The sequence below is a fragment of the Shewanella sp. 10N.286.52.C2 genome (assembly GCF_002874545.1).
GTDB lineage: Bacteria > Pseudomonadota > Gammaproteobacteria > Enterobacterales > Shewanellaceae > Shewanella.
In genome coordinates this window covers 106,887-133,083 of the sequence record NZ_MCTV01000002.1, presented here as the reverse complement: position 1 = coordinate 133,083, position 26,197 = coordinate 106,887, and the positions used below count along the sequence as shown (strand labels likewise).

The following is a 26,197-nucleotide window of genomic DNA, read 5'->3' as shown; positions in this document are numbered from 1 at the left end:
GCTTAATAGCGCCGTTTTGTTATAGGTATAACCGCCTTTCTTCATACTAGACGCTATTACCGCCTTTATATTAGACGCTTATTGGCTCAAGGCTTGGTTGCTGCAAGGCTTTTTTCTTCATTAATAATAGGTACATAGTTGGCACCCAAATTAACGATAACAAGGTGGTGAGTAAGGTGCCGCCAGCAATCGCTATTGCAAAGGGAGGCCAGAAACCGCCGCCTGCGATAATCAGTGGCAAGAAGCCGCCAATGGTGGTGATGGTGGTTGAGCCAATATGTCTGCCGCAGCCGCTAACAATGTTGATGATGGTTTCAAGGTTGCCAAGTCTTGCCTCTGGCATGTCTTCAAGTTCTGCCAAAATAACGATAGCGGCATTAATGGCCAGCCCCATTAGGCCTAATAAGCCGATAATCACGGTAAAGCCAAACGGAAACCCAAACACATACACTGCCAGCAGACCAAGTCCTGCTGATTGAAATGCGCTTAATAAGATAATCGCAGTTAATCTAAATGAGTTAAAAGACAGCACCACTGTTGCCAGTAATAAGGTCACCACCACTACGATGTTTGACAGTAAATTGCCCACCGCTTCATTGCGTTTGGCGCTTTCACCGCCGATCTCGATATGGTAACCCGCTGGCAACTCAATTTGGGCGAGTTTATCTTTAACATCATTGAGTACTTTTCCGGGCAGTACGCCACTGACAATGTAGGTTTCAATGGTGTTAACCCGCTCGCCATTGCGCCTTGGGATCCCGCCGCGACTGACATTGATTTCATTGTGGGAAATGGCTGACAGCGGAATAATATTGCCATTATTAGACAGTAAATTAAGCTCAGATAAACGAGTGGCTTGCTCTCTTGAGCTATCTGCTAACCTTACTCTTACTGGTAGCGATTCAGTTTGCTCTAAAATACTGCCGCCTATGATACCTGTGGTAGACATTTCAATTTGTTTGGCGATATCAGTTAAGCTTAAGCCGCTCATTAAGCTGGCATCTTCATTGATTTGCATCCACACCTTTGGTGAGCCTGCACTTAAGGTGGCGCGGGTATGGATCACATCTTTGGTTTGCATAAACAAGCCGCGGGCCTGTTCTCCTAGCTGAGTTAATACATCTAATGATGGCCCGTAAATGCGTAATTCAACAGGGGCGTTAAATGGTGGGCCCTGTTCTAGTTTTCTCACTAAAATTTGCGCTTGGGGAAAAGCATCATCAAACTCAGCTTGTAGCGATAAAATCAGTCGATTCGCCGCATCAAAGTCGGTCACTTTGACCATGGCTTGGGCGTAGTTAGCCGCCCCTTGTTGGCGCTGGGTCAGGTTGTAATAAAACGATGGCGTATTGCCGCCAATGACCCAAGTGCTCATTTCAACATCTTCAAGCGCCCGTAAACGCTGATCAATTTGTTCAACTTGCTGACGGGTATTGGCTAAGCTCACATATGGCGCTAAATACACTTCAATTTGAAACATATCCCGATCCGATGGCGGGAAAAACTGCTCGGTCATTTTAGTTGAAGCAACAAAACCGACAACCGGCAAAATACCAATCAGCACAGCGGTGATCACCGGTCTTTTTAAGCCAATGCGTAAACTGGTTTGAAAAGCATGACTAAGACGCGGGAAGGCCATGCCTTTTTGATACCACGCCATAGACGCATTATCTTGGCTAAAACGCCCCGCCAAACCAGCAATGATGGTGTGTGAAATTAAGTATGAGCCCAGTAGAGCAAACATCACTGAAATGGCGATACCACCAACAAACTCACCTGCTGCGCCGGGCATTAAAACTATCGGAGCAAAGGCCAACATGGTGGTAATGGTTGAGCCCGCAAGCGGCAGCCATAAGTGGTGCAAGGTTTTACTCACGGCTTCAAGTTTACTTAAGCCTTGTTTGCGGCGCTGGGCAATAGCATCAACAATTACAATGGCGTTATCCACCATAATCCCCAGTGCCACCACTAAACCTGTGACTGACATTTGGTGGATGGGCAGTCCGGTGTACTTCATACAGGCGAGGGTAAACAAGGCCGTTAGCGGCAGTGATAATGCCACAATCAGCGCATTTCTTAGCCCAAGGGTGAGCATCAGTACCAGTAAAATAATCACAAAGCCTTGGATTAAATTAATGACTAAATCCCCTAGGCGCACACTGGTATAGCCTTGTTGATCAAACAGCCATTGCACTTGAATGTTAGCCGGTAAGTTAGCGCTAAAGTCATCGACCACTTGGCTTACTTGCGCTTGCCATTGATCAACTCGGTTATCGTCAAGCATTCGGGCCGACACCAATACCCCTTCAGCGCCATTAATCAGCGCAATGCTGGTGGCAGGTGTTTTAGGTTGACGGCTAATATTGGCGACATCACCTAGGCGAATGATCTGACCATTAGTATCAATTTTTAACGGCACTTGGCCCACGCGAGTGATTGAATCAAGCTCGCCTGATACTTCTATCAGCGCTTTAAAGGTAGCGTTATGGATTTCACCAGCTGATATTTTACTGTCAGCATTAGACAAAATAGCGGCAATAGCAGCGGGAGTTAATTTAAGTTGACTGATTTTATTGCCATCAAGCTCAACCAGAATTTCTTCATCTGGGGTGCCAGACAAGTTGACGAAGTCAGTGCCATTAAGTACCCGTAACTTGCTTTGCAGCTCTTTAGCATAACGCTTGAGTACGTCAGTTCGAATTGGGCTGTCGTTTTGCCACACTAAGCCTAAAATCGCGGTGTTGGCGTAACCTGTTTGGTCATCCAAAATGCTGTTTTGCGCCGGTAGCGGCAGTGTAGATTTACTGTCGGCGACTAAATCACGGGCTCGAGACCAAACCGGAGCTGTGTCAGTTACCGTGTCTTTAAGCTCTAACTGGATAACGGAAATGCCCGGGCGCGAGGTAGATTGCACTAGCTTTAATTCTTCTAAGCGGCGCAGTTGATTTTCTAACACTTCAGTGACCAAAGCTTCCACTCGCTCAGCCGATGCGCCAGGGTAATGAGTCACCACCGAAGCAAAGCGGTTGGTAATGTTAGGGTCTTCAGTGCGGGGTAAACTGCTAATGGCGCCTAACCCCGCCACCAATAGCAGGGCAATCATTAAACTTGCTAGCCTGCCATTTTCAACAAAGGCCTTAATCATAATGACCTCGCAACAGCTTGTGAGCTTGGGCTAACAATTTGGCCAACCACCAATTTATGTAAGCCCTGAGTGACTATGACATCATTTTTATCAATCGCGCCATTAATAAAGGCTTGTTGCTGGTTGGTGTAAATAATATCAACGTCGCGGCGCTCTAGTTGGGCTTGTCCGTCAGCATTTTTGGTGACCACAAACACATTCCATAAGCCTCGCATACCATCAGTGAGTGCGGAAATGGGCACCCAGTAACCGGCGCTATTGACCTGTTGTTGGTATTCAAGATAAGCGATTTCACCATTGATCATGCGGCTGTTATTGGGTAAGTCTACCCGCAGCTGCACAGTGCGAGTGACCGCATCGATTTCTGCGCTGATCCCGGCAATGGTGCCAGTGTAGGTTTGATTGCCAACAGTGATGTTGACGCTTTGATTGGTTTGCATGGTCATCGCGACCGTGTTTGGCACCCCAATATAAGCCTGCTGCTGGTTGTTACCAATTAAGGTAAACACCGGACTACCCAAGGCGATAACTTCGCCGATATTATGGTGACGCTTACTGATGTTGCCATCAAAAGGCGCCACTAATGTGGATTTTGCTAGCTTTAATTCGGTGGCATGAAGCGAGGCTTGTAGGCGTTTTTGATTGGCTTGCAGGCTGGCGACTTGCTGCTGGCTTTCATCAAACTGCTGCTGGGATACATACTGCTTTTTCTTCAGCTTAACGGAGCGATTAAAATTACTTTGCGCTAAATCTAAATCGGCTTGGGTTTGCAGTAGTGACGCCGCTAATTGTTGCTGCTCAGCCTGAAGTAATTGGGTATTAAGCTTGGCCAGTTGTTGCCCTTTAATGACGCTATCGCCACTATCAACAACAATGTCGCTTAATTTGCCCGCCAGTTCAAAGCCTATGGCGGTGGTATCGCTTGAGCGCACAATACCCGTGTATCGCTGCTGCTGAAGGTAACTGCTACTGGCATTAAGTGGCTGGGTCATCACATTAGGAATAGTCACTGTTGCCGTATTGGATATTGCGGCCTCATTACAGGCCGTTAACAAAATCAAACTGATGATAATGCCAAGCTTATTGACGCGACGCTGTACGGTGACTTTATTCATGGTGAACATTCCTATTGCTACTGCAACTTCCTTAATTTCAATTAAACCAAGGCTTAATAGCATTGACCAATTGAATACATCATGTGATGCTGGGCTAATAAAGAACTAGACTGTCTAGTCTATTTGGGTTTTAGTTTATTTCTATAAAACTAGACTGTCCAGTCTAATTTGTGATTAAATGTTATTTATTGTTAAGGCGTGGTTGCGCTTGTAGCGAAAACAAACATAAATACAAGAAGATGTGATTATGATAAATGAGGCAAACTCAGCACCGTGCAATCATGGTGCGGTGAAAACTCGTAGCGAACAAAAACGAATGCGGATTTTAGATGCAGCCATTGAGCTTTTTTGCGTGCAAGGTTTTCCTCATACCAGCATGGATTTGGTCGCGAAAAAAGCTGAAGTCTCTAAGCAAACGGTGTATTCACACTTTGGTTCTAAAGATGAGTTATTTGTCGCGGCGATAGAATCTAAGTGTGTGGTGCATCAACTGACCGGCAACTTATTAAATGACTCACTCAATGCTGAGCAAACAATAGTTACCTTTGCGAAACAGTTTAGTGATTTGGTTGTGAGTGAAGAAGTATTAGCAGTTTTCAAAACTTGTCTTGCTCATGCTGATACCCATCCAGAGCTATCAAAGCTGTATTTTGATGCCGGCCCTAAGCATATTTTAGCCTTGCTGGCGGATTACTTTACCGCGGTGAATCAGCACGGTGAGTATTATTTCCCCCAGCCCCATGACTGCGCCGTTCGCTTAAGTTTAATGCTTTTTGGTGAGCTGAAGCTGCGTTTAGAGCTGCGCCTAGATGCCACAGACTTAATGCCTAAACGGGCGCAATATATTGAAGATACCACGCAGATGTTTTTAAAAGCCCATCGAGTGTAGCAGCGGTAAGCTGGGTTATCGCAAACTGGCTTAGATAACATGGTTTTCAGCGCTGAAAAGTGTCATAAAATATTGAAATAGTGATCCAATTTAAAAGCGTTCCAGTATAGACGTTATGATTTATACCTGATAATTTCGATCGATATAATAATGAGAAAGGAAGCGATTAATGAAAACGATTTCAAGTTTGTCCCTCGTGCCAGAGCAAACTGCCTTTGAAGTTAAAAAGCGTTATTCAAAAAGGCTTTCTATTCCCTATGTTGCCAAGCTAGCAGCAGTGTCTAGCTTAGCGTTTAGCGCAACCGCTTCTGCCTACGATTACTCACCGTTTAAGTTTCATGTATCGCGCACTTCAACTGAAGCGGCTCAAGTCGGCAGCTCAGATACCGAACTGCAACGTGATGTATGGCGCTTGAAGCTGTCGGCATCGATGCCTATTGGCAAAGAGTGGTCTATCGGCGCCAATGTAGGTTATGACAACCTCGATTATGGTTTTAAAAATGTTGGCGCAGGCCTACTGCAAGGTAACGTTACCCCTTGGAGTTCCATCAATAAATACAGTGCCGGTTTATCTTTAAGTTATCGCCCTAATGCCCAGTGGATGTTTTTATTCGCACCGAAATTACAATATTCCTATGCTAATACGGCATCGTCTTCAGATGCGCAAAGTTATGGGGTTGTGGCTTCAGGTATGTACCGCTTTAAGTCAGGTAACATGCTTGGGGTTGGGGTGGCGTACTTAAATGATATCTCTGAAGTAAAAACCATTCCTTACCTAGCGGTAAAATGGAACATAACCGACAAACTGTCGTTAAGTAATCCATTCCAAGCAGGCTTTAGTGGCCCAGCAGGTTTGGAGCTATCTTATAAACTTGATGACAAATGGAATTTTGGTTTAGGGGCTTCAAGACGTACCGAGCGCTTTCTAGTGACTGATGCTGAGCAAACTATTGAAGTAGAAGAGTGGGTTAGTTTTATTCGTGCGGGCTGGAATATCAGCAAGAAAGTATCGATTAATGCCTATGGTGGTTACTTCTTTGCTGGTGAAATGGAGCTAAGTCAACCTAAGGTGTCTGATGATATTGAAAATCAAGCGGCAGCAGGTTTAGCCATTGATATTAAGTTTTAAGCTTTATTAACTAGCCTTTTAGCAAAGGTGTTACATAAAACTAGCTATAAAAGCGACCATCAGGTCGCTTTTTTGTGGCTGTGGGTTAAGCGCTATTAACAGCGTTTATTTTGCCAACATGTTTTTGCGTAAGCTTTTTTGAGCAGGCTCATCGCCTAGCCAAATCTTGATTAACGCTTGTCTAAACGCTTCATTGGCAATTGTGGCTTGTTCTTGACCATTTTTAAAGCTGGTTACCCCAGCGTCTTTATGGGTGACAAAGGTAAATTGATCGCCTTTGCTGACTTCTTCGTTAAATAGTCCCATAAACGCATCAATACTGCTTTGAATGGATGCGCTATCGCCATTGGTGGCTGCATCAAAACCTTCGACAATGGCATCAGTCATTTTATCTGCGGTGATCATTCCAGAAGTGATATTGAGCCTAATCACTGATATCGGCTGGGCGATAACCGCATCTACATTGGTTGCAGGTGTTGCTAAGTACAAGCTGCCAACATATAAGTCCATAAAGAACTTGCTGCGCACCCCTGCGCCATTAAGGGCAAGCTGTTGCTCTGCAATCGTCATATTATCCGCCAGCTCAACACCTGAAACGGTTTTAGCTTCAGCCATTTGTGGTAACACTAACGCAGCGGTGAGGGCAATTATTGAAAGTCGTTTCATGGGCAACTCATTTTATAAAGTGTGATTTCTACGGGCTGTATGCTGATTTTGCACAACAAGACTACGAACGCGTTCCTAGCTTATATTGGCCATTTTGCTCGAACATAATGGCTTGTTTCTTTTTCGGGGCGATCAAAATTGGACCATCATCGAAAAACAAAAAGGCTTTCCAGTTTTGAGCAAACACTGCCCAGGTGGTTTCGATGATTTGGTATTTTTCATAACAGAAAAATACTTGGGTATCGTCACTCCAGTCAATAAACTCAGCAATCGGTTCTGGCAGGGTATTATCTTCAGAGTCCCATGCCGCTTGCCAGTGCTCGGTTTGCTTCCAAGCATCTTGCTTAGCGGCCCAGTCACCCTTAGAAAATAATTCAGCACGATTACACTTATTACTTATCCATTGATTCCAAACCATCATGGCACTTTTGTCCGTTAACGGTTTGATTAATGCTTTGTCTTCATCAGCAACAGGCAAATCTTTATGGTTAAAAATCCACTTGCGCTTATACACATCTAGCGGGATGTAAGTGTGTGCCAAAAATAGCTCCTAGGGTTTAAAGGGTAATTAAGTGGCCAATTATAACTTTTCGCTATAAATAGTGCTAGCTATTGCCTAGCTTTGGGATAAGAACACAGAGAAGGGCTTTATTGAGGCTGGCTTGTTTTGGGAACAGCCTGTATTGCATCGCTTGATATTGAAACAGGCAGATTGAAGCAGGCTCATTACACAAGCTTGCCAAGAGGGGTATCATGACTTCAGTGCGCCCAATACAGCGCACTGAGATCAGTTTTCCCTATAGCGGCTTATAATTTAAAACGGCGAATAAGAGAGTGAAATACCTTGATGGTTTTTTCTAACTCTTCACTGGCATTGAGTGACTTATTGGCCGCAGAGCCCGTATCTGTTGCACCATCAGCAATTTCAATAATTTGCTGGTTAATGTGCTCTGCAACAGCGCTTTGCTCTTCAACTGCTGAGGACATTTGAAAGGTCATATCGGTAATATTCGTCACCGCACCTTTTATTTTTTCCAGTGATGAGCGAGTTTTCTCAACTACTTCAAGGCCATTTTTAGTGGCAATTTCACCTTGGTGTGACATATCAACAGCGGCATTAGTACGAGCCGACAACTGCTTAATGACACTGTGGATTTGGTCGGTTGATTCACGGGTTTTTAAGGCAAGGGCGCGCACTTCATCGGCGACAACACTGAAGCCACGGCCTTGCTCTCCAGCCCGAGCCGCTTCAATGGCAGCATTGAGAGCCAGTAAGTTGGTTTGTTCAGCAATGGAGGAAATTAAATTGGCCGCTTGACCGATTTCTTCAGTTGAGGTGGCTAACTCTTTAATCGTAATAGCAATGCTGTCAACCGCATGACTTAGCTGGTGGATTGAGCTTAGGGACTCATCGGCCAGCGCTGCGCCAGAATCAACAAAGCTAATGGCATTTTCTGCACTGTGAGAGTTTTCTTCAATTTTTTGGGCGACTTCTTGAATAGCTTGGGACATCTGGGTGATCGCTGAGGCAATTTGTTGAGTCGCTAAGCCTTGATGCTCTACCGCTGCTTGAGTCACTGACACTTGAGTTTTACTGATATTGGAAATTTTGTCTAAGCCACTAACTGACTCATCGATACGAGTTAATGCTGTGCGGCAGCGGGCTATTTCACTAATGAAAGCCATTTTAGCTTGGGCGCTGGTGCCAGTATCATCAAAGTAGGTTTGGGCAACAGTTTCATTGGCAAATGATTTAGGGCTAATTAATAGTAGTTTATTCCACTGACTAGCTTGTTGCTGCAAACTCCAGCCAAGGCTTACTAGTCCAGCGATTAAGCTGGCTGTAGCCGCGACGCTGTTACCTTGCCAAGCAAGCATTAAGGTGAGTATTAGTGAGGGCAGAATAATTGGTAATGCTTTAGTGAAGCCCAATTTTAGGCGACTGCCCAGCGATGATGCTGACTTGCCAGCATTGATGCGCGCATAAGCACTGCTCGCACGTAGTTTTTCATCGGGTTCAGCTTGCACACGTACCGACTCATAGCCCACCAGTTTATTACCATCATAAACTGGAGTGACAAAAGCACTCACCCAGTAATAGTCTCCATTTTTGCGGCGATTTTTTACCAGCCCCATCCATACCTTGCCAGACTTTAATGTCTGCCACATAGTTTCAAATACCGCTTTGGGCATATCTGGGTGGCGAACAAGGTTATGCGGCTGACCAATTAGCTCTTCTCGGCTATAGCCACTGGTGTCGATGAATGCTTGGTTACAGTGGGTAATAACCCCTTGAGGATCAGTGCTGGAAATTAATGGTTTATCAGGTGAGAACAGATATTCTTTATTACTTGTTATACGTGCTGTCATATTTTTTCTTATTATTTTGTGACTAAGATCAAGTAAACTTGGGTGGTGTGATTCTGACCTCACTTTAAGGTAAATGCAATTTAAGCAACAAATAATAACAGTGTAAATTCCGTAAGTTACGACGCTAAAATCGAGAAGGGATTTAAGGTGTATTAAAAGCAGCTATTAAAACAAGCGTTTAAATATTTTGATAACATTCAACGCGCGATTCAAATTGTTACATTTAACGTGGTAATATTTGGATTTTTTTAGCATTAGTTGCTGATTTTAAATACCTTACCTATCCCCAAAAATCATATTGTGAAGACAAAAAAGCCCTGATGTCGCGAGCTACATCAGGGCTTTGTTACTGTGTTATCAATAAATCAGCGGGTTGGTATTACAAACCGTTGATGTACTGATCAACCGTTGACTCTGGCACCATGGCGGCAAGTTCTGACTTAACGTTTTGATTGCCTTGTAGCAATTGCTCAAACTGTTTTATCAATGCCAGCTTGTCTGGTGAGACTCTATCGCCTGCCCCAATGTTGGTTAAATCAATCATGAAGCCGTCAAATAAATCAGCTAAATCGTCAACGATATCCATGTTCAAGAATTGGTCTTGATTATAAATACTTGGGTAACCTGCTTTTTGCTTATCAATGGCAAAAGAGTCACCTTTTAAGTTTTTAATGCTGGTGGATTTATCACATGACAACATACAACCATTATCAATTCGTGGTTTTTCACAGCCAACACTTTGTTGGAAGAAGCATTGTCTGCTGGCCATTAACAAAATTGGATGATAAATGCTGTAAAGCATTTTAAAGTCTTTAGGTCGGGCTAATTGCTTCATTTGTTGGCGGTTAATTTCATTTGAAATAAACGCACCGCTACAATCAAAGCCTTCTTTTAAGGCTAATAAAGCGTATGAGTTGGTGGTATTTAAAAATGGTCCAGCAATCCATTTAACACCTAGCTTTTGGGCGTGATAAGCAATACCTGTATTGTTAGTTACGATAAGCTCAGGTTTTACTTGTTGTAAAATATTAAGCGCTGCATCGTAATCTTTACCAATCAATACTGGCGGGAACCATGGAATTAAGCGTGGGTTTTGCTTGAAGAATTCCACATATTTAGTGCAGCCACGTTTATAGGCATCTGGCAGTTTGAAATAAATATCAGCATCGGTTGCTTGGGCTAGTGCCACATCCGCTTCATCACAAATCAAAATAGATAACTGTGGCTGGGCTGTTTCAGCGTCAGCTTTTACTGCCACTTTAGGGTGGCGTTCAAGTTTTGGTAACTCAACCGTTGGGATCACTTCAATGCCATCGTTTAAATAAGCTAACAGCTGATTTTTAAGGGTGGTGATCTCGCGATATGGAATACTTAAGCCATCTGCTAAACCACTGCAATCTAAGCTGATTAATTCATAATTGGCGTTATTGATATTTTTAAAACGCTTTTCAATGGCTTCTTGGTCAACACTGAGTTTTTCGCTTGGCAGCATACTACTGCTTGAATGCAGCACTAAGGTTTGCTGCTCTGCCGAGGCCAGTTTACTGCTCATTTGTTCAGTGGTAACAGTCAGGCTTAAGGGCTGACCTTGTTCACTGGCAAAGGCCAATGATAGCTTGATTTTCTCAATACTTAAGTGGGCAATTTTATCATCCACAGAGGCATTAATTTGCTGCTTATCGATTTGCAATTGCTGCTGGGCATCGTGGATTTGCACCACTGAAATCGACTCACCTTTTTCTGCTTTTAATTGGTCAACCAAATGATTTTTAGAGTTATCCCGTGGGTTATCAATAAACATTGATTGGTTTAAATCGCCGCGTAAAAAGGCGTTGGTAAAGTCGCGGTTAAATACTTTATATAAGCGCTCGCCATCTTGGGTCAATTCACCTGTTTCAACATAGCCATCAATTTGCTTACGGAAACTATCAATCACAGTATGTACGTAACTGGCACCTTTAATACGGCCTTCAACTTTAAATGAATACACTCCAGCTTCAATTAACGCCGGTAGGTCAAAAAAGGCGGAGTTATCTTTAATGTTTAGCGGAAAATTATTACCTGATTCAGTGGTTTCATACTCTTCACGACAAGCTTGGCTACAGCGGCCTCGGTTACCTGAGTTACCCGCGCTGGCTGAGGTTGAGTAACATAAACCTGAAAACGCCACACATAATGAGCCATGGACAAACACTTCAAGGAGCATGTCATGCTCGCGGCCAACTTCTGCAAGGGTAGTGATTTCACGTAGGTTTAATTCACGAGATAAGTTCACCCGCTCTGCGCCTAAATGCTTTAAAAACGGGATTTGGCCTGCATTGTGGGTGGTTAACTGGGTTGAAGCGTGAATAGCTAAAGTCGGAAAATGTTTTCTCAGTACATACAGTAAGCCCAAATCTTGCACAATAACGCCGTCTAAGGTGGTATTTACCAACTTATTAAGTAACTTCATTAAGGTTTTAAATTCTTGCTCAAGAATAACGATATTCAAGGTTAAGAAGATTTCGCAGTCGTACTGATGGGCAAGTCGAATGATCCCAACCAATTGGTCAAAAGAAATATTAGCAGCGCGATTACGAGCATTAAAGGTATCTAAGCCGCAATAAACAGCATCTGCACCAGCAATAATTGCGGCTTTAATCGCCTCGACATCACCGCCAGGGGCTAATAATTCAATCTTAGGTTTCATGTTTTAGACTTGCTCCGTTAATTTTAATGCAGGGATGTTACCCGTATATTTTACTAATGAATATGGTTAAAGTAGATAATTAATTAGCCAGTGTGCATATATGTAGTTGGGATTAACATATAACAATGAATAAAATCATAGATTTACCTGTACTCTATTCTTTAAGAAACTGCCCCTTTGCCATGCGTGCAAGAATTGCCATTTATAAGTCACAACAGCCTATTTTACTGCGAGATCTGGTTTTGAGCGATAAACCCGCTGAAATGTTAACGGCTTCGCCGAAGGGAACCGTACCGGTAATCGTGACTTCTACAGGCCAAGTTATTGAAGAAAGCTATGAAGTGATGTTGTGGGCGTTAAGTCGAAATGATCCTGACGATTTATTGTTTGCCGCTGATGAAGAGACATTCAAAAACATACTGGCATTGATCTATCGATTCGACAGTGAGTTTAAGTCGTGCCTTGAAAACTACAAATGTGCTAAACGCTATAGTGAATCTAATCTCACAGAGTGTCGTCAAGCCTGTGAAGTCTACGTACAGCAACTTGAGCAGTTGTTATCTGAGCATGAATTCTTGTTTGCGGATCGTGAGAGTTTAGCTGATATCGCATTATTACCTTTTATTAGGCAATTTGCCCGAGTAGAGCGGCAATGGTATTTGCAGTCGCCATATCCACATGTAAGAGCATGGCTTAATGCTTATCTGCAAAGTAAAATGTTCAGTAAAGTGATGACTAAATATCCTCTATGGCTTGAAAGCCGACAAGATGTAATATTTCCTGATTAACACTTTTAGCTGCTATTGAGCGCATAGTTAAAAACAAAAAGTTAAAACAAAAAGCCCGCAAATGCGGGCTTTATCTGTAGTTAACACAAGTGCTTAAAGCACTCATGTTAAACCAGTTGAGCTAATATAAGTGCTAATTAAAGCGCTACGTTAATCCACACTAAACGGTGATCAGAAGAAACAGACTTTCCACCGCCGCCATATTCACCAACGCGCTCATCATTCATCATTAAACGACCTTCTTCAAATGTCGCCGGCCAGAACACCCCTGAATCAGTGACATTCAAGTCACTTGAAGGGATAACGTGGTCTAAGCGTAAACCTGAAGTACTGGTTACCACGTCAGGGTACTTAGTGCCCCAGTTTTCAGGTTTACATTCACCGGTAGACAAACACTCTGGTCCGCCTAAGCTACTTGGTGCGTAAATTCCGTGAGTAGCAAGTTGGTTAACTTGATCGCTATACATTAAGTCTTTAATGGTATCTAAATAGCCGTCACCGCTTTCTGGATCGGCATTTAGATCACCTAAGATAACGAATGAGGCGTCATCTTTAAGGCCACCTTTTTCGCCTTCGTCATCATAAATGTAACTACCATCTCCAGAGGTGTAATCGTCCCAGAACTTAATCTCAGCGCGGTTAAGTGATTTATTGTTATCCGTCAGCGTGTCAAAAACAGGTGGTGTTGGATGAGACATTAATAAGTGAATCACTTTATCGCCATCTGCTGTAGGAATAATAATAGGTGCATCAACATGGTTTTTAGATGACATTGGTCTTTCTGCCCAAGCTTCAGCACTGTACCACTCATCGCCACAAGCCAGACCTTCAGGAATGGGGTTTTTTTCATCATCACAGTTAGTAATGATTGGGTTGGTTTCACCCGGCATGTCTTTCCATTTAAAATCTTGGAAAGTACGGATGTTTGCGGTATCGATTGGGTACTGAGACAATAAGCTGAAGGCATATTGACCGTGGTATTCACCGAAGCCCCACGCGTCATTAGGTAGCGCCACTTTACCGTCATGGTTTAAATCGTGACCGCTAAGCAGACCTGTGTTTGTAGCGAAGTTTTCAAAGTAACCAAATTGAATAGGCTCAAGCGCTTTGAACTCTTCTGCTGTAGAGCCATTGGCATTTTGTGGTACTGAAAGGTAGTTTAAGCGGAAACCTTGAATCGCTTGCTGGTCTTCTGCTGTGCCATCATTGTTGAACTCGCCCATCCATAAAACCGCTGGACGTTCTGTTTGGATGATGGCTGCAACATTACGGATTTGAATGACTTTTTCAGCTAAAACGAGTTCATCTTTAGCAAGTGTGCCTGCAAACCATTTCTCCATGAGTTCATCTTGTGCTGCAACGGTAAGCGTCATCTCTGCGACAAGATCTGTGAAGGTGCTTCTGTCAAAAGATAAGTTATAAGCACCGATACGAACATCTGTGGTTTCAGGTGTTGGCTCGCCTGGGTAGTAATTATTGGTTTCGTCATTACAACCAGCAAGTAAAGCCACACTCACTGCCATGGCAGCCGCTGTTTTTAACACTTTCATTTTAAACCCCATTATTATAAAAATATGCCTCCTTTTTTTGGAAGCTAAGGCATTTTAAACACCTGAAAAGCTGGCTAACAAGTATAAATTGAAGCTGTGACTAGCTTGTTGCCACAGGGCTTTTTATTTTAAAGTTACGTTTCGCGCTTGGTGTTATTGTGTTTTTGTTTGGTTGTATTTGTTGGGGTTTATCAGCAGTAACTAAACTGATACATACTGACATTAGCTTTTAGTATGCTAGCGTATAAGCGAAACAAAGCGCTTTAATGAAAACTACTTTCACTTTTAGATGCTGACTTTAAAACCCAATGAGCTGCTAATTAATATTTTTTAGCTTATGTGACAATAAATAATGTAAATTTCCGGCTGCTTATTCAGCAGCGCGAACGATTTAATTAATGATTTTTAGGTTGCACCATCAAGTGCCTGTCATTTCCCTATTTTGTAAAACATATAAAGAGGTAAATCATGAGTCGCTTGTTCTCTTCTGATAGCAAACAACAACATCAGAGCCAGCTAGATAGTGAGTTGCCAGATGCTAGTAACAAAGTGCCTTTAGGGAAAAAGATCTTCGGCTGGTTAAAGCAAATCGTCATACTGATTGTGTTCGTGATGGTCATTACGGGTTTAATGGATTTATGGCGCGGCAAAGACATTCAGCATGATAACTTACCTGAATTACAGGGAGTAACCCTTAAAGGTGAAAGGGTCGATGTATTGGCGATTAGCCAAGATAAGCCGGTGTTGGTGTATTTTTGGGGAAGCTGGTGCCCAATATGCCGCACAGTAAGCCCAGCCGTTGAAACCATGTCGGCTTATTATCCGGTGATCAGTGTGGCAATGGCGTCAGGCAACAATCATGAAATACAAGCTTACCTTGATGATAAAGGCTATAGCTTTGAAGTGATAAACGATCAGCAAAGTGAACTCAGCAATGACTGGTCGGTACAAGTCGCGCCAACCATTATGGTATTTAATAAAGGTAAACTCACATCCTATACAACAGGGATGACTAGCGTAGTGGGCCTGTGGTGGCGCATGCTGCTGGCATAATTTAGTTGTTGATAGCTAATCAGTTGTAGATAGTTAATCGGTTGTAAATAGTAAAAGCTCCCAAAGCAAAAGGTTCGAGAGCTTTTATTATGATATTTAAAACGAGTTAACAGAGATCTTTTATGGTGGTAGAGCTACCATTATCCATCACTGAACGAATACCATTATCTCGTGATGCGACACTGGCATACATCTGACTGGTACCAATAATTTGATGATTAGCCGCTTTAAGGTTGAAATAGGGCTTATCATTTTTAGCGGTTTCTTTAGTGAATTTATCTTCGCTTTGAGAATTGACTTGCACCGAGGCGATACCATTATTAGCGCCACTTTTAGCGGCATATAGCTCACTGGTCAGTATCACCTCGCCATTGCCAGCCTTTAATGCAAACTTGAACTGACCATTATTGCCTTTGCTTAACTCGAACCATCCAGACATAACACGCTCCTAATTACAGTGCTCGTAGTACATATAGTTAGTGCATACCAAAAATAGTATGCACATATGTTTTATGAAATTAAGTCTAGTAAAAAGAACCTTTAACGGTAGCAACTTTAGTTGGAGTTTCAGCAATAAAATGGAAGGTGCTTGAGCGTTACAAACTTGAACTGAAAATCCGAAGGATAGCGAACGATCAATAAAAAATATGGTCTCCCCACAAGGACTCGAACCCTGATCGATCGCTTAGGAGGCGACTGCTCTATCCTGTTGAGCTATAGGGAGACTAAGCGCAATTATACAAGTTTTAATCTTGATTAAAAGGCTTTAAATTTAGTTGCTTAAATCTTAATCACGATATCTTGTATTTGAATATTCCCTGTTGCGTCTATGCCTTGTAATACTGCGGTGGCACTTTCTTCTGATACTTGATCAATAGTGACTGTTGCGCGGTTTGGTGTGGCAACGGCGCGCATTAAATTCACTCTGTCAGGGATGTTTTGTTGCAGCACTATTTGAAAGCTATCACCGGCTCTCACATGGTGCTTACGGCCTAAGTTAATAATTATTCTATTGCCTTGTTTAGCCACAATTTGTCCCAGCAGTGGGCGACAATTAAGCAAATTATCAATGTCAGCAGTGCTTTGCTGCATAAGCTGGTTAACGGTTTGGCCATAGCTTGAGCGCCAAAAACGTTTAGTGGTGGGTGATACGGTTTCGTCACGTTCAAACTCCCACTGCGCCTGTGCTGAGTAATCTTTACTCCAGACTTTTTCACCGCTAATAGCGTGATACAAAGTTAACTTAAAGCTGATTTGTCTTTGTGGATAGCCGTGAAATAAGCCAAATATTAATCCTGAGGTGGGCTCGGTTGACATATCGAGGATTTCTGGTTGTAAGATATATTGGCTATCGGTGATTTCGCCTAACCAACTTGGGATGCGATTACCTTTAAAATTGATTAACTCATTGCTGTGATCTAGTGCTTCATCGGCGTGAATGCGGGCAAAGCTATTATGGGAGTGACTATTTAGTAGCACGCCATACTGTTGTGATAGTGCTTGAGTAAAGTTTAATAACTGACCATAACGTAATTGAGCGCGATCTTGAATACTGGCCTGAGGCACCATTATTGCCGCTCTTAATTGCTGACCTCGGCATTGCTGAGCTGAGTCGCCTTGAAGATCTAATCTTAGTAATACAGTAATGTCAGTGCTGGTGAGCATTTCAGATACCAGTTCAATATTATTGTCTTGTCCTATATGACTAAACTGAAATGCATCTTGGCTTAACTGCCCCTGACCCGAGATGTATTGACTATTAACGTTAACACCAACCCCAGCTTGCATGCTGGCATAGCTTAGCGCTTGGCTGATCGCCACTTCACGCGCCTTATCTACATTGCCATTAATGATATTCGCATGGCCTGTTACTTCAATAATTTCAGCTTTTAACGGCAGACTCAAGATACTGACAAACAGCAATATGGCTGCGGAGTAGAGTCGCTGGGTTGTTTTACTGCATATTTTCATATTAATCACTTGCTTAAAGATAACGATGAACGACTAATACAGTGCCAAGTTTATGGCGTTAAAGTACTAGGAGCGATTGTTTGAGAATAAATGCAAAGAATGTGCCTGTTATTGGTTTTCAATATATAAGTCGTTAAGCCAATGCTGAAAGGGATTAATTATCTAAAGTTTTTATCCTGATTGCCGATAGTGTTTTTAGAATTCATTTTTAACCTTTAGGCCTCAAACGCCTTAGCCCATAGCAATGCTTGAGTTAAATACAGGAATGCAATATGCGCCGAATTGGTTTACTTCCAATCATGATGTTGATGACAGCTTGTGCTGGCTCACAACCGACAGAGTATGATGATTTATCTTATGTCAATGAAGGCTATGAGATGAATTTTTGGTATGAGTCTGAGCCCAAAACGGATCATGTTATTCACTACGATATTCAGCAGTCAGGCATAGCGCCCAAAGCTGGGGTTAACCGCTTGGCGGAAAAAATTGTCAATGAATTAGTGCTACAAAACGACAGCTTACGAGCTGATCAACCACTGCTGATCACCACACCTGTCATGCTTGATGATTACGGACAAACTAATTTGCTGGGGCAGCAATTGCAGCAAGGCATGTTGACTGCATTTCATGCCAATGAATTTAATCTTGTTGATATGAATGTGGCTAGTTCACTTCGCGCCACTGCGGAGGGTGAGTTTATTTTAAGCCGCGACTGGAAGCAGCTTGCCACAGATTTAGCGGTATCCCATGTGGTCGTAGCCACCATGGGCACTACCTCAGAGGGTGTGGTGGTCAATGCCAGAATTGTCAATACTAGCAATAATCGAGTAGTGTCAGCGGTACAAACCTTTGTTAAAACCCACAGCCTGCCAGGCTATTTAACACCTGCCAATAAGGTGATTTCAAAAGACGGCATCTTGTATCGAAACGAGCATGCAGGTATGGCAAGCGTGACTATTTTAGGAGATAACCAATGAAGGCAATACTGTTTGCAGCCCTGACAGCAGCACTCACCTTGTCCGGGTGTGCGGTAAACGACAAGTATGTGCAATGGGAAACCGAGGCGCCTAAACAATTTCCTAAACTAACCGCTATTGGTTATGCGCCGTTAACAACGCAACCGGCAACAGAGCAATCTCACAAGGTGTTAATGGCGATGCAAGCGTCTAAAATTGCCGCTTATCGTGAACTGGCTGAGCAAGTGTATGGCCAGCAGATTGATGCCAGTAGCCAGGTCGATGATTGGTTGCTGAATAAGCAAACCGTTACCGCCAGTGTCTCGGGCATGATTAAAGGCGCTAAAGTGGTCAAAAGCTATCCGGCTGGTGATATGTATGTGACTGAGTTAGAACTGGATTTTTCACAGGTATGGAGCCTATATCAGCAGCAAAATAGGCCTAGAACGATTAAGCATGTGACTTACTTTTAGTTAAATTTAATTATTTAAATCCAGTCATTTAAATTAAATTAACTTAACTGAAGTACAAAAAAAACCGCTCTTTGAGCGGTTTTTTGGTTTTTAAAACACAATCTAGCAACTCGCAGGGCAGTTAATTACCGCCTCGATTATGCTTTAAGGTTTTGCCCTAAAGAGGAAATCGTTGAAGTTCGGCCTTTGTCATTATAGGTCAGGCTTGATGCATTACGGCTCATTTGCAGCGCTTGAGAGAAGCGATTAAGGCTGGCTATATTAAGCTCAATTAAGCTGGCATTTTGACTATTGATGGCCTTGCACTCGTCTAGAATCGCTTTGGCTTCTTCGACTTTAACAATGAGTTCTGGCTCAGCGTTTAATAATGCTTTTTCTGGGTGAGAGGCTAACTTTTCATCATTAAGTTTGAGGTTGTTTAGGCAGTCAACCTTGTCTTTTGCCAGTGACAGTAGTTTATCTGCGTCACGTTCAGTAAGGGCTAATTTTTCTTCAGATACAAGTAATTTCAGCGACGACAAGGTGTCGTGCTGAAAAGATAACAGCTGTAGTAATTCAGTCATAAGTTACTCTTTATTAAAACCCACATTACCCGTTAAGTAATGTGTGGCCGATAATATCAAGAGTAACGATGAGGTTACTCTTGGTCGAAATTTAATCCGTCAAGATCAGCTTCAAAGCTAGCAATGTTAGCAGCTAACTTTTCAGGATCGACTTTGTAGCGACCTTCTGAAATTGCTAATTTAATTGCATCAACTTTGCTTTGGTCAACTTCTGGTAAAGATGCCATATTACTCTGCACTCCCTGCAGCTGCTGCGCTTGTGCAGTAATACTGACCGAATCCGTTTTTACTGGGGCAGCCGTGGTCTTAGCCGCTGAGTCAGCTGTTTGCGTTGTTGCTCCTGCGTCGCGATTGGTGCGCAACTGAGCATGAGAAGCTGTTTTTAGATGGTTAATATCAATTGCCATGTGAGGCTCCAGCGTAATGTTAGGGTTTTCCAAACAGGTTATCGGCCTTGTCAGAAAAAACTTTAGAATATTTTACATTCTAACTTCAACTTCGCCAACGCCTGTGACAATGACATCTAATCGCCTGTTAGAATTGCTATTTCTGACTCTAATAGCATCGCCAATATTACCATCTCTTAGTGCTTCTCCGGCAGTTTTTATTTCAAATGCGTTTGTTTTAGCATAAATAGATACCGAATCTCCTTTGCAAACAAAGCATAAATTATTGTTTAGCAAAGGCGCTTTAGCTGACACACGCCTTTTTGAGCGGGTACCGAGTAATTGTGAGATCTCAGAAAAAAACTGCCCGCGGATACTGTGTTGGTCAACATAGTTAATTGCCACATTATCTGCTGTGATTAACTCACCTTTTTCAATAATTCCCAATGCTGTCACCACTGGATACATAACCTCAACTTTAACCGAGATAAACATTTGCCATGGGTAGTCATAGTCAGGGCTGATACAGCTAATTTTGACTGTGTTGGTGCGGCTAATTTCGCGGTCACTGGCCATTTCAACACTAATGGGTGGCAAACATCTTGGCGGTGTTAATCGGCCATCAAGATTTTGCGGGCTAATGTTGATCACCGCATTGGGCTTTTTAGCAATTTTTTTTGCTACTACCTCTTTAGCTAATTCAGTAATGGTCGATAGAGAGTAAGTTATGGTGGCATCTTCACTGGCGTTAACCGGTAAAGATAAAAAAATAATGATCAATAGTAGAATGTTTTTCTTCATAATATTCTAACTAGCTTGATTGGCCAGGTTACCTCTAAACTTCAATTTTAATTAGCAATGATAAGGCTAAACATTCTCAATGTTATCTTTGTCAGAAGTTTGACTTTTTTCATTGAAATCGTCGCTTAAATGCGATGTGACCACAATCAAGCAAAAACTATGCCTATAGCTAAATTTAAGCGCTAAATCAGCAAATGGGCATAAATTACTGTGTTACAATTTGCGAAAATGGTTTTACTGTCGCTTTAAAACACTGATTAACAGTGAACTCTAATAATAAATCCCACTAGGGAAAGCATTCATAAAACAAGGCAGGGTTATGTCGAGCATTCTTGATTCAGTTAATAAACGTACCCAACTGGTAGGCCAAAATAGACTGGAGTTACTGCTTTTTAAACTTAATGGTCGCCAACGTTTCGGTATCAACGTTTTTAAAGTAAAAGAAGTATTACAGTGTCCGCCACTGACAAAGTTACCCCGTTTAAGCCCAATGATTAAAGGTATTGCTCACATTCGGGGCTCGACTATTTCAGTGATTGATTTAAGTGCGGCAACCGGTGGCCGTCCGTTGGCATCGACTGAAAATTGCTTCATCATTATTGCTGAGTATAACCGCAGTATTCAGGGCTTTTTGGTTAGCTCAGTAGAGCGCATTATTAATATGAATTGGGAATCAATTATGCCACCGCCACAAGGGGCTGGGCGCAACTCTTATTTAACTGCAGTAACCGAAATCGAAGGTGAATTGGTTGAGATTTTAGATGTTGAAAAAATTCTTGATGAAATATCACCAGTAAAAACGGAATTAAGCCAAGCTGCCAGTGATGCTATTACCATTGATAAAGAGCAGCATTACCATATTATGGTGATTGATGACTCTGCAGTTGCTCGTAAGCAAATTATCCGTTCATTATCGTCATTGAACCTGCAAATTGACACCGCTATTGATGGTAAAGATGCCTTAGAGAAATTAAAAGCGATTGCCACTGAGATGGATAATGTTGCCGATGAAATTCCACTGATTATTTCAGACATTGAAATGCCAGAAATGGATGGCTATACCTTAACGGCGGAAATTCGCGACGATCCAAAACTTAAAGATATTAAAGTGGTGCTGCATACTTCATTAAGTGGCGTGTTTAATCAGGCCATGGTTGAAAAGGTCGGCGCAAACGACTTTATCGCTAAGTTTAATCCCGATGAGTTAGCGTCAGCGGTCAACAAACATCTCATTTTATAATAATTCAATCGAAAACCTAGGGCTGATGATTCACCATAGGTTGTAGATTTCACGTTTGTTACCAAGCGCTCGGTAACCAAACAAAGCGGCGGCTTTAGATTGCAAACAATGTAAAGCGCCTCTTTAAAATAGGATGTAAAAGTGCCGAACAAATCACTTGCTGAAGCAGAATATAATCAGTTTAAGCTTTTTTTAGAGCAACACAGTGGCATTGTATTAGGTGACAACAAGCAATATTTAGTAAAAAGTCGCTTAGCGCCTTTAATGGGCAAGCATGATTTGCCCTCATTATCGGAAGTGGTTAAGCGCTCAATGAAGCCAATGGAGCGGCATTTACGGGCGGAAGTGATTGACGCGATGACCACAAATGAAACTCTGTGGTTTAGAGACAAATACCCGTTTGAATTACTTCATGATGCTTTATTACCTGAATATAGCCGCTTAGGTCGGCCGTTAAAAATATGGTCAGCCGCTTGCTCGTCAGGGCAGGAGCCCTATTCATTGGCAATGACTATTTTAGAGTATCAGCAGCGTAAGCCGGGGGGATTGCCTGGTAGCGCGACGATCCAAGCCACCGATTTATCACCTTCAATGCTAGCGCGTTGTAAAAAGGCCGAATATGACAGCTTAGCCTTAGCCCGTGGGCTATCAGATGAGCGAAAGCGACAATTTTTTGATCCAATGCCGTCAGGTCATATGAAAGTGAAAGATAATGTTCAGCGGTTAGTGAATTTTAGAAGTCATAACCTGCTTGAAAGTTATAGCTTATTGGGTAAGTTCGATATTATCTTTTGTCGTAATGTGTTGATTTATTTTTCTCCAGAGGCAAAAGCTAAAATTTTGCGGCAATTTGCTGCCGCCCTTAATCCCAATGGGATTTTATTTTTAGGGGCGTCAGAATCTATCTCAGGCTTATCTGATGAATTTACGATGGTGCGTTGTAACCCAGGGATTTACTATCAAAAGAAAAATATATTGTAAGTTTATGAATTAATATGTTTTTAGTTAATAAAATGCCGACTTACGTCGGCATTTTTCATTTTTATCCTTTCTCATCTTAAAACCGCAATATTTTGGCATAAGGTTTGCTTTGTTAGTGACAGTTAGCTGATGGAGGCAATTTTATGGCGATTAATTTTGAAAATGGTTTAGGGGTACATCAATACTCGTTGGGCATACGTGCTCAAAGGGCTGAAGTGCTATCTAGTAATATCGCCAATGCCAATACCCCGGGTTACAAAGCCCGTGATGTAGACTTTGCCTCTGCCATGAATAGCGCCCGCTCTCATCAGCAAGGGCTGCAAATGAGTCAAACAACTGACAAGCACTTTGACCTTAAAGCGTTAAGCCAAGAGCATGTGCAGTTTCGGGTGCCAAATCAGCCAGACACAGGTGACGGTAATACGGTGGATATGCAAGAAGAGCAATCTGCATTTATGCAAAACTCTTTGGAATATCAAATGTCACTGGGCTTTCTTGAAAGTAAGTTTTCTGGCATGCGTAAAGCCATTAGAGGTGATTAATTATGAGTCTTTTTAATATTTTTAATGTGTCAGGCTCGGGTATGTCTGCGCAATCGGTGCGCTTAAATACCACCGCCAGTAATATTGCTAATGCCAACACAGTATCAAGCAGTGTCGGTGAGACCTATAGAGCTCGTCATCCTATTTTTGAGGCTGAAATGGCCAAAGCCAGTCATCAGCAAAATAGTTCTCATAGTGTCAGTGTTAAAGGCGTTGTAGAAAGCGATAAACCGTTATTAAAAGAATTCTCACCTAATCATCCAATGGCTGATAACGATGGGTTTATTTATAAACCCAATGTCAATGTGATGGAAGAAATGGCCGATATGATTTCTGCTTCTCGGTCATATCAAATGAATGTTCAAGTGGCTGATGCCGCCAAATCAATGTTGCAGCAAACGCTTCGTATGGGTAAGTAATATGAATTTAGTTGGAGGTAAACAATGAGCCTCGTTAATCCTTACAGTAGTCAGTCATTACCGCAGTTGCAGACGTCTACCACGGCTTCCACCGTCTCCACTAATTCAGTGGCGACAAACTCACAAACTACACAGGTATCAGACAGTAGCTTTTTAGATAGCCTAACTGCTGCGCAATCAGCTAGCACCACCGAAACTGGTGAAGCTAAAAGCCAAGAGCTAACCCAATCGGATTTCTTTGCGCTTTTGAGTCAACAGCTGTCAATGCAGGACCCGTTTAAACCTGTTGAAAACGATCAGATGATCGCACAAATGGCGTCCTTCGCGACCGTTGATGGTATTGCCAACTTAAATGCTGAAATTTTGAATTTGAACAGTGTGATGAGCTCAAGTCAGGCATTACAAGCCTCGGGCTTAGTGGGGCAAAAGGTGCTCATTCCATCAGATATTGGCCATGTCTCAGAAGAAAACCCAGTCATTAACGGTGTCATTAGTACGCCACAGCCAATCGATACCATTACCGTCACCATTGAAGACGAGTCAGGCCAAGTGATTAAAACCTTTGAGGTTGATGGCTCTGCAGGCGGCAACATTGATGTCAGCTGGGATGGCCTTGATAAAGATGGCGAACCCGTAGAAGAAGGCATGTATGCCATTAAAGCTAACGGTAAAGTTGATGGCAACGCCGAAGATTTAGCGGTTTCAACTTATGCCCATGTCACTAGTGTGTCTTTAGGCAGTGTCGCCAGCGGTCCGATCCTTAACCTCAGAGGCCTAGGTGGTATTCAATTGTCTGATGTACTGGCAGTGGCAGAAAGTTAATAACACAAACAATAATAAGCTGCCAGAAATCTGGCAGCCACACAGAACCTAATTTAAAGCGCTAAGAGGTGATTTATGTCGTTTAATATTGCATTGAGTGGTATCGCAGCTGCTCAAAAAGATCTCAACACCACGGCTAATAACATTGCCAACGTCAATACCATTGGTTTTAAAGAGTCTCGCGCTGAATTTGCCGATGTTTATGCTAATTCAATTTTTTCAAATGGTAATACCGCAGTGGGCGGCGGCGCAACCACAACTCACGTAGCGCAACAGTTTCAGCAAGGTAGCTTACTGTTTACCAACAACTCCTTAGATATGGCTATTAGTGGCGGTGGTTTCTTTGTTACTTCATCTGAAGCGGGCAGCCAAGATCATGCATTCACCCGTGCTGGTGCATTTAAAGTAAACTCAGAAAGTTTTATGACAGATTCAGCCGGTAACTATTTACAGGGTTTCCCTGTGGATGCTGATGGTAATTCGACTTCAGTGAGTTTAACCACCACCCAACCGATTAAAATCCCCGATACTGCAGGTAGCCCAGTGAAAACCGGTAACGTTGGTTTTCAAATGAACCTCAATGTTGGTGATGAAGAACTTGATCCCGCAAACTTTGATCCAGATGACGCAGATACTTACAATAACTCAACCTCAGTAACGATTTATGATTCACTTGGTGAGGCTCATATCTTGACCACTTATTTTGTTAAACCAGAAGGTGGTTCCCATACTGGTGAGAATAACTGGGTTGCCTTTTATGCTGTTGATGGCAAGCAAGTGGATATTGATGCGCCAACGGGTGGTTCATTCCCAACAGATACTACTGGTGATGGTATTGCTGATTCAACTGGTACCGCTGAAAACGCATCCGGCTGGAAAGGCTCAGTACTTACATTTAATGATGCCGGAACTTATACAGGATCTGATCCAGCGGTAGTGTCTACGGTTGAACTAGGTAGTAATGGCGCAGGTGTTATCGGCACCGGCGCTGACGGCTCCCAAAAGGTGAACATCGATTTTAATAATCCTACTCAATACGCCTCACCGTTTGAAGTGACAGAGTTAACCCAAGATGGCACCACAGTCGGGCGCTTAACCAATGTCGGTGTCGGCGATGACGGTTTAGTAACAGCCAGTTACAGTAACGGTTCAACCGTGCCATTAGCTCGGGTAGCATTAGTACGCTTTTCTAATGAGCAAGGCTTAACTCAAGTAGGTAATACCTCTTGGAAAGCCAGCTTAGACTCAGGCCCAGCACTAGCAGGTGAGGCCAATAGCGGCACTTTTGGTAGTATTCGCTCGTCAGCACTTGAGCAATCAAATGTTGATTTAACCACCGAGCTGGTGGATTTGATTTCAGCTCAACGTAACTTCCAAGCCAACTCACGTACCCTTGAAGTGAACAATACCCTTAACCAAACGGTATTGCAGATCCGCTAATTAATCTCGCGCTTTAGTAATCTCGCGCTTTAGTAATCTCGCGCTTTAGTAAAGAGTTGCCGCCATGGCAACTCTTTGCCTTATTGTTCACCTCATTCTTCACCTCGTTACTACAGCCATTAACCTGCCCAATATTGCTTATCTTGTAAATTTCCCCGCTGTTTATAACTGCAAATTTCATCTAAAACTCAAACCCTTAATTTTTTGGC

At 42.6% G+C, this 26,197-nt stretch carries 24 protein-coding genes and 1 tRNA gene; 12 read left to right on the top strand and 13 right to left on the bottom strand.

Annotated elements, in window-relative coordinates; genetic code table 11:
- Positions 1 to 70: 70 nt before the first annotated feature.
- The gene (locus BCU94_RS01475; RefSeq protein WP_102475421.1) at positions 71 to 3,145 is read right to left on the bottom strand and encodes an efflux RND transporter permease subunit; all 3,075 of its coding nucleotides are present in this window, start codon (positions 3,143 to 3,145) and stop codon (positions 71 to 73) included.
- On the bottom strand, positions 3,142 to 4,260 hold the full coding sequence (locus BCU94_RS01470) for an efflux RND transporter periplasmic adaptor subunit (protein WP_102475420.1): 1,119 nt from the start codon (positions 4,258 to 4,260) through the stop codon (positions 3,142 to 3,144). The genes BCU94_RS01475 and BCU94_RS01470 overlap by 4 nt, the downstream gene beginning before the upstream one ends.
- A gap of 247 nt (positions 4,261 to 4,507) precedes the next feature.
- On the opposite strand from BCU94_RS01470, the gene BCU94_RS01465 reads away from it, so the two are divergent.
- Positions 4,508 to 5,149 carry a TetR/AcrR family transcriptional regulator gene (locus BCU94_RS01465; protein ID WP_102475419.1) on the top strand — a complete coding sequence of 214 codons (642 nt, stop codon included), beginning with the start codon at positions 4,508 to 4,510 and terminating at the stop codon, positions 5,147 to 5,149.
- Between the two features lie 169 nt (positions 5,150 to 5,318).
- Positions 5,319 to 6,278, top strand: coding sequence for a DUF6268 family outer membrane beta-barrel protein (locus tag BCU94_RS01460; protein ID WP_133149774.1), 960 nt, complete (start codon positions 5,319 to 5,321; stop codon positions 6,276 to 6,278).
- 105 nt (positions 6,279 to 6,383) lie between these two features.
- Here BCU94_RS01460 and BCU94_RS01455 read toward each other — a convergent pair whose 3' ends face one another.
- The 4 genes from BCU94_RS01455 to BCU94_RS01440 all read right to left on the bottom strand — a co-directional run bounded on the left by BCU94_RS01455 (position 6,384) and on the right by BCU94_RS01440 (position 12,003).
- Positions 6,384 to 6,944, bottom strand: a complete 561-nt coding sequence (locus BCU94_RS01455) for a chalcone isomerase family protein (RefSeq protein ID WP_102438720.1) — start codon at positions 6,942 to 6,944, stop codon at positions 6,384 to 6,386.
- Positions 6,945 to 7,005: 61 nt separating this feature from the next.
- On the bottom strand, positions 7,006 to 7,485 hold the full coding sequence (locus tag BCU94_RS01450; RefSeq protein ID WP_102475418.1) for a DUF2947 domain-containing protein: 480 nt from the start codon (positions 7,483 to 7,485) through the stop codon (positions 7,006 to 7,008).
- Between the two features lie 266 nt (positions 7,486 to 7,751).
- On the bottom strand, positions 7,752 to 9,314 hold the full coding sequence (locus tag BCU94_RS01445; RefSeq protein ID WP_102475417.1) for a PAS domain-containing methyl-accepting chemotaxis protein: 1,563 nt from the start codon (positions 9,312 to 9,314) through the stop codon (positions 7,752 to 7,754).
- A 379-nt stretch (positions 9,315 to 9,693) separates the two neighbouring features.
- Positions 9,694 to 12,003, bottom strand: coding sequence for a peptidase U32 family protein (locus tag BCU94_RS01440; RefSeq protein ID WP_102475416.1), 2,310 nt, complete (start codon positions 12,001 to 12,003; stop codon positions 9,694 to 9,696).
- Positions 12,004 to 12,128: 125 nt separating this feature from the next.
- On the opposite strand from BCU94_RS01440, the gene BCU94_RS01435 reads away from it, so the two are divergent.
- The gene (locus tag BCU94_RS01435) at positions 12,129 to 12,791 is read left to right on the top strand and encodes a glutathione S-transferase (RefSeq protein WP_102475415.1); all 663 of its coding nucleotides are present in this window, start codon (positions 12,129 to 12,131) and stop codon (positions 12,789 to 12,791) included.
- Positions 12,792 to 12,928: 137 nt separating this feature from the next.
- Here BCU94_RS01435 and BCU94_RS01430 read toward each other — a convergent pair whose 3' ends face one another.
- Entirely contained in the window at positions 12,929 to 14,341 is a 1,413-nt protein-coding gene (locus BCU94_RS01430; protein ID WP_102475432.1) for an endonuclease/exonuclease/phosphatase family protein, read from the bottom strand.
- A gap of 468 nt (positions 14,342 to 14,809) precedes the next feature.
- Here BCU94_RS01430 and BCU94_RS01425 point away from each other — a divergent pair, with 468 nt between their 5' ends.
- Positions 14,810 to 15,394 carry a protein disulfide oxidoreductase gene (locus BCU94_RS01425; protein ID WP_102475414.1) on the top strand — a complete coding sequence of 195 codons (585 nt, stop codon included), beginning with the start codon at positions 14,810 to 14,812 and terminating at the stop codon, positions 15,392 to 15,394.
- A gap of 106 nt (positions 15,395 to 15,500) precedes the next feature.
- Here BCU94_RS01425 and BCU94_RS01420 read toward each other — a convergent pair whose 3' ends face one another.
- From BCU94_RS01420 to BCU94_RS01410, 3 genes are all read right to left on the bottom strand, one after another.
- Entirely contained in the window at positions 15,501 to 15,833 is a 333-nt protein-coding gene (locus BCU94_RS01420) for a YegP family protein (protein WP_102438708.1), read from the bottom strand.
- A 209-nt stretch (positions 15,834 to 16,042) separates the two neighbouring features.
- A tRNA-Arg gene (locus tag BCU94_RS01415) sits at positions 16,043 to 16,118 on the bottom strand.
- Positions 16,119 to 16,174: 56 nt separating this feature from the next.
- Positions 16,175 to 17,365, bottom strand: coding sequence for a flagellar assembly protein T N-terminal domain-containing protein (locus BCU94_RS01410; RefSeq protein ID WP_102475413.1), 1,191 nt, complete (start codon positions 17,363 to 17,365; stop codon positions 16,175 to 16,177).
- A gap of 272 nt (positions 17,366 to 17,637) precedes the next feature.
- On the opposite strand from BCU94_RS01410, the gene BCU94_RS01405 reads away from it, so the two are divergent.
- Together BCU94_RS01405 and BCU94_RS01400 are read left to right on the top strand one after the other, a co-directional pair.
- Entirely contained in the window at positions 17,638 to 18,342 is a 705-nt protein-coding gene (locus BCU94_RS01405) for a FlgO family outer membrane protein (protein WP_102440681.1), read from the top strand.
- Entirely contained in the window at positions 18,339 to 18,794 is a 456-nt protein-coding gene (locus BCU94_RS01400) for an LPP20 family lipoprotein (RefSeq protein WP_102475412.1), read from the top strand. The genes BCU94_RS01405 and BCU94_RS01400 overlap by 4 nt, the downstream gene beginning before the upstream one ends.
- 137 nt (positions 18,795 to 18,931) lie before the next feature.
- Here the strand turns inward: BCU94_RS01400 and BCU94_RS01395 are convergent, their stop codons facing one another.
- The 3 genes from BCU94_RS01395 to flgA form a co-directional block, all read right to left on the bottom strand.
- Positions 18,932 to 19,357: a flagellar protein FlgN gene (locus BCU94_RS01395; protein ID WP_102440679.1), complete on the bottom strand. Its 426-nt coding sequence runs from the start codon at positions 19,355 to 19,357 to the stop codon at positions 18,932 to 18,934.
- 74 nt (positions 19,358 to 19,431) lie between these two features.
- Positions 19,432 to 19,764: a flagellar biosynthesis anti-sigma factor FlgM gene (gene flgM / locus BCU94_RS01390; RefSeq protein ID WP_102440678.1), complete on the bottom strand. Its 333-nt coding sequence runs from the start codon at positions 19,762 to 19,764 to the stop codon at positions 19,432 to 19,434.
- Positions 19,765 to 19,836: 72 nt separating this feature from the next.
- Entirely contained in the window at positions 19,837 to 20,544 is a 708-nt protein-coding gene (flgA, locus tag BCU94_RS01385) for a flagellar basal body P-ring formation chaperone FlgA (protein WP_102440677.1), read from the bottom strand.
- A gap of 319 nt (positions 20,545 to 20,863) precedes the next feature.
- On the opposite strand from flgA, the gene BCU94_RS01380 reads away from it, so the two are divergent.
- The 6 genes from BCU94_RS01380 to flgE all read left to right on the top strand — a co-directional run bounded on the left by BCU94_RS01380 (position 20,864) and on the right by flgE (position 25,988).
- Positions 20,864 to 21,784 carry a chemotaxis protein CheV gene (locus BCU94_RS01380; RefSeq protein ID WP_102440676.1) on the top strand — a complete coding sequence of 307 codons (921 nt, stop codon included), beginning with the start codon at positions 20,864 to 20,866 and terminating at the stop codon, positions 21,782 to 21,784.
- A 141-nt stretch (positions 21,785 to 21,925) separates the two neighbouring features.
- Positions 21,926 to 22,765, top strand: a complete 840-nt coding sequence (locus BCU94_RS01375) for a protein-glutamate O-methyltransferase CheR (protein ID WP_102475411.1) — start codon at positions 21,926 to 21,928, stop codon at positions 22,763 to 22,765.
- A 143-nt stretch (positions 22,766 to 22,908) separates the two neighbouring features.
- Complete coding sequence (gene flgB / locus BCU94_RS01370; RefSeq protein WP_076540181.1) at positions 22,909 to 23,307, top strand: flagellar basal body rod protein FlgB; 399 nt, start codon at positions 22,909 to 22,911, stop codon at positions 23,305 to 23,307.
- A 2-nt stretch (positions 23,308 to 23,309) separates the two neighbouring features.
- Positions 23,310 to 23,726 (top strand): flagellar basal body rod protein FlgC, encoded by a 417-nt coding sequence (flgC, locus tag BCU94_RS01365; RefSeq protein ID WP_102439333.1) that lies wholly within the window; start codon positions 23,310 to 23,312, stop codon positions 23,724 to 23,726.
- A gap of 24 nt (positions 23,727 to 23,750) precedes the next feature.
- Positions 23,751 to 24,548 carry a flagellar hook assembly protein FlgD gene (gene flgD, locus BCU94_RS01360; protein WP_102439332.1) on the top strand — a complete coding sequence of 266 codons (798 nt, stop codon included), beginning with the start codon at positions 23,751 to 23,753 and terminating at the stop codon, positions 24,546 to 24,548.
- A 75-nt stretch (positions 24,549 to 24,623) separates the two neighbouring features.
- A complete protein-coding gene (gene flgE / locus BCU94_RS01355) occupies positions 24,624 to 25,988 on the top strand; it encodes a flagellar hook protein FlgE (protein ID WP_102439331.1) in 1,365 nt (454 codons plus the stop codon).
- Positions 25,989 to 26,197: the final 209 nt, after the last annotated feature.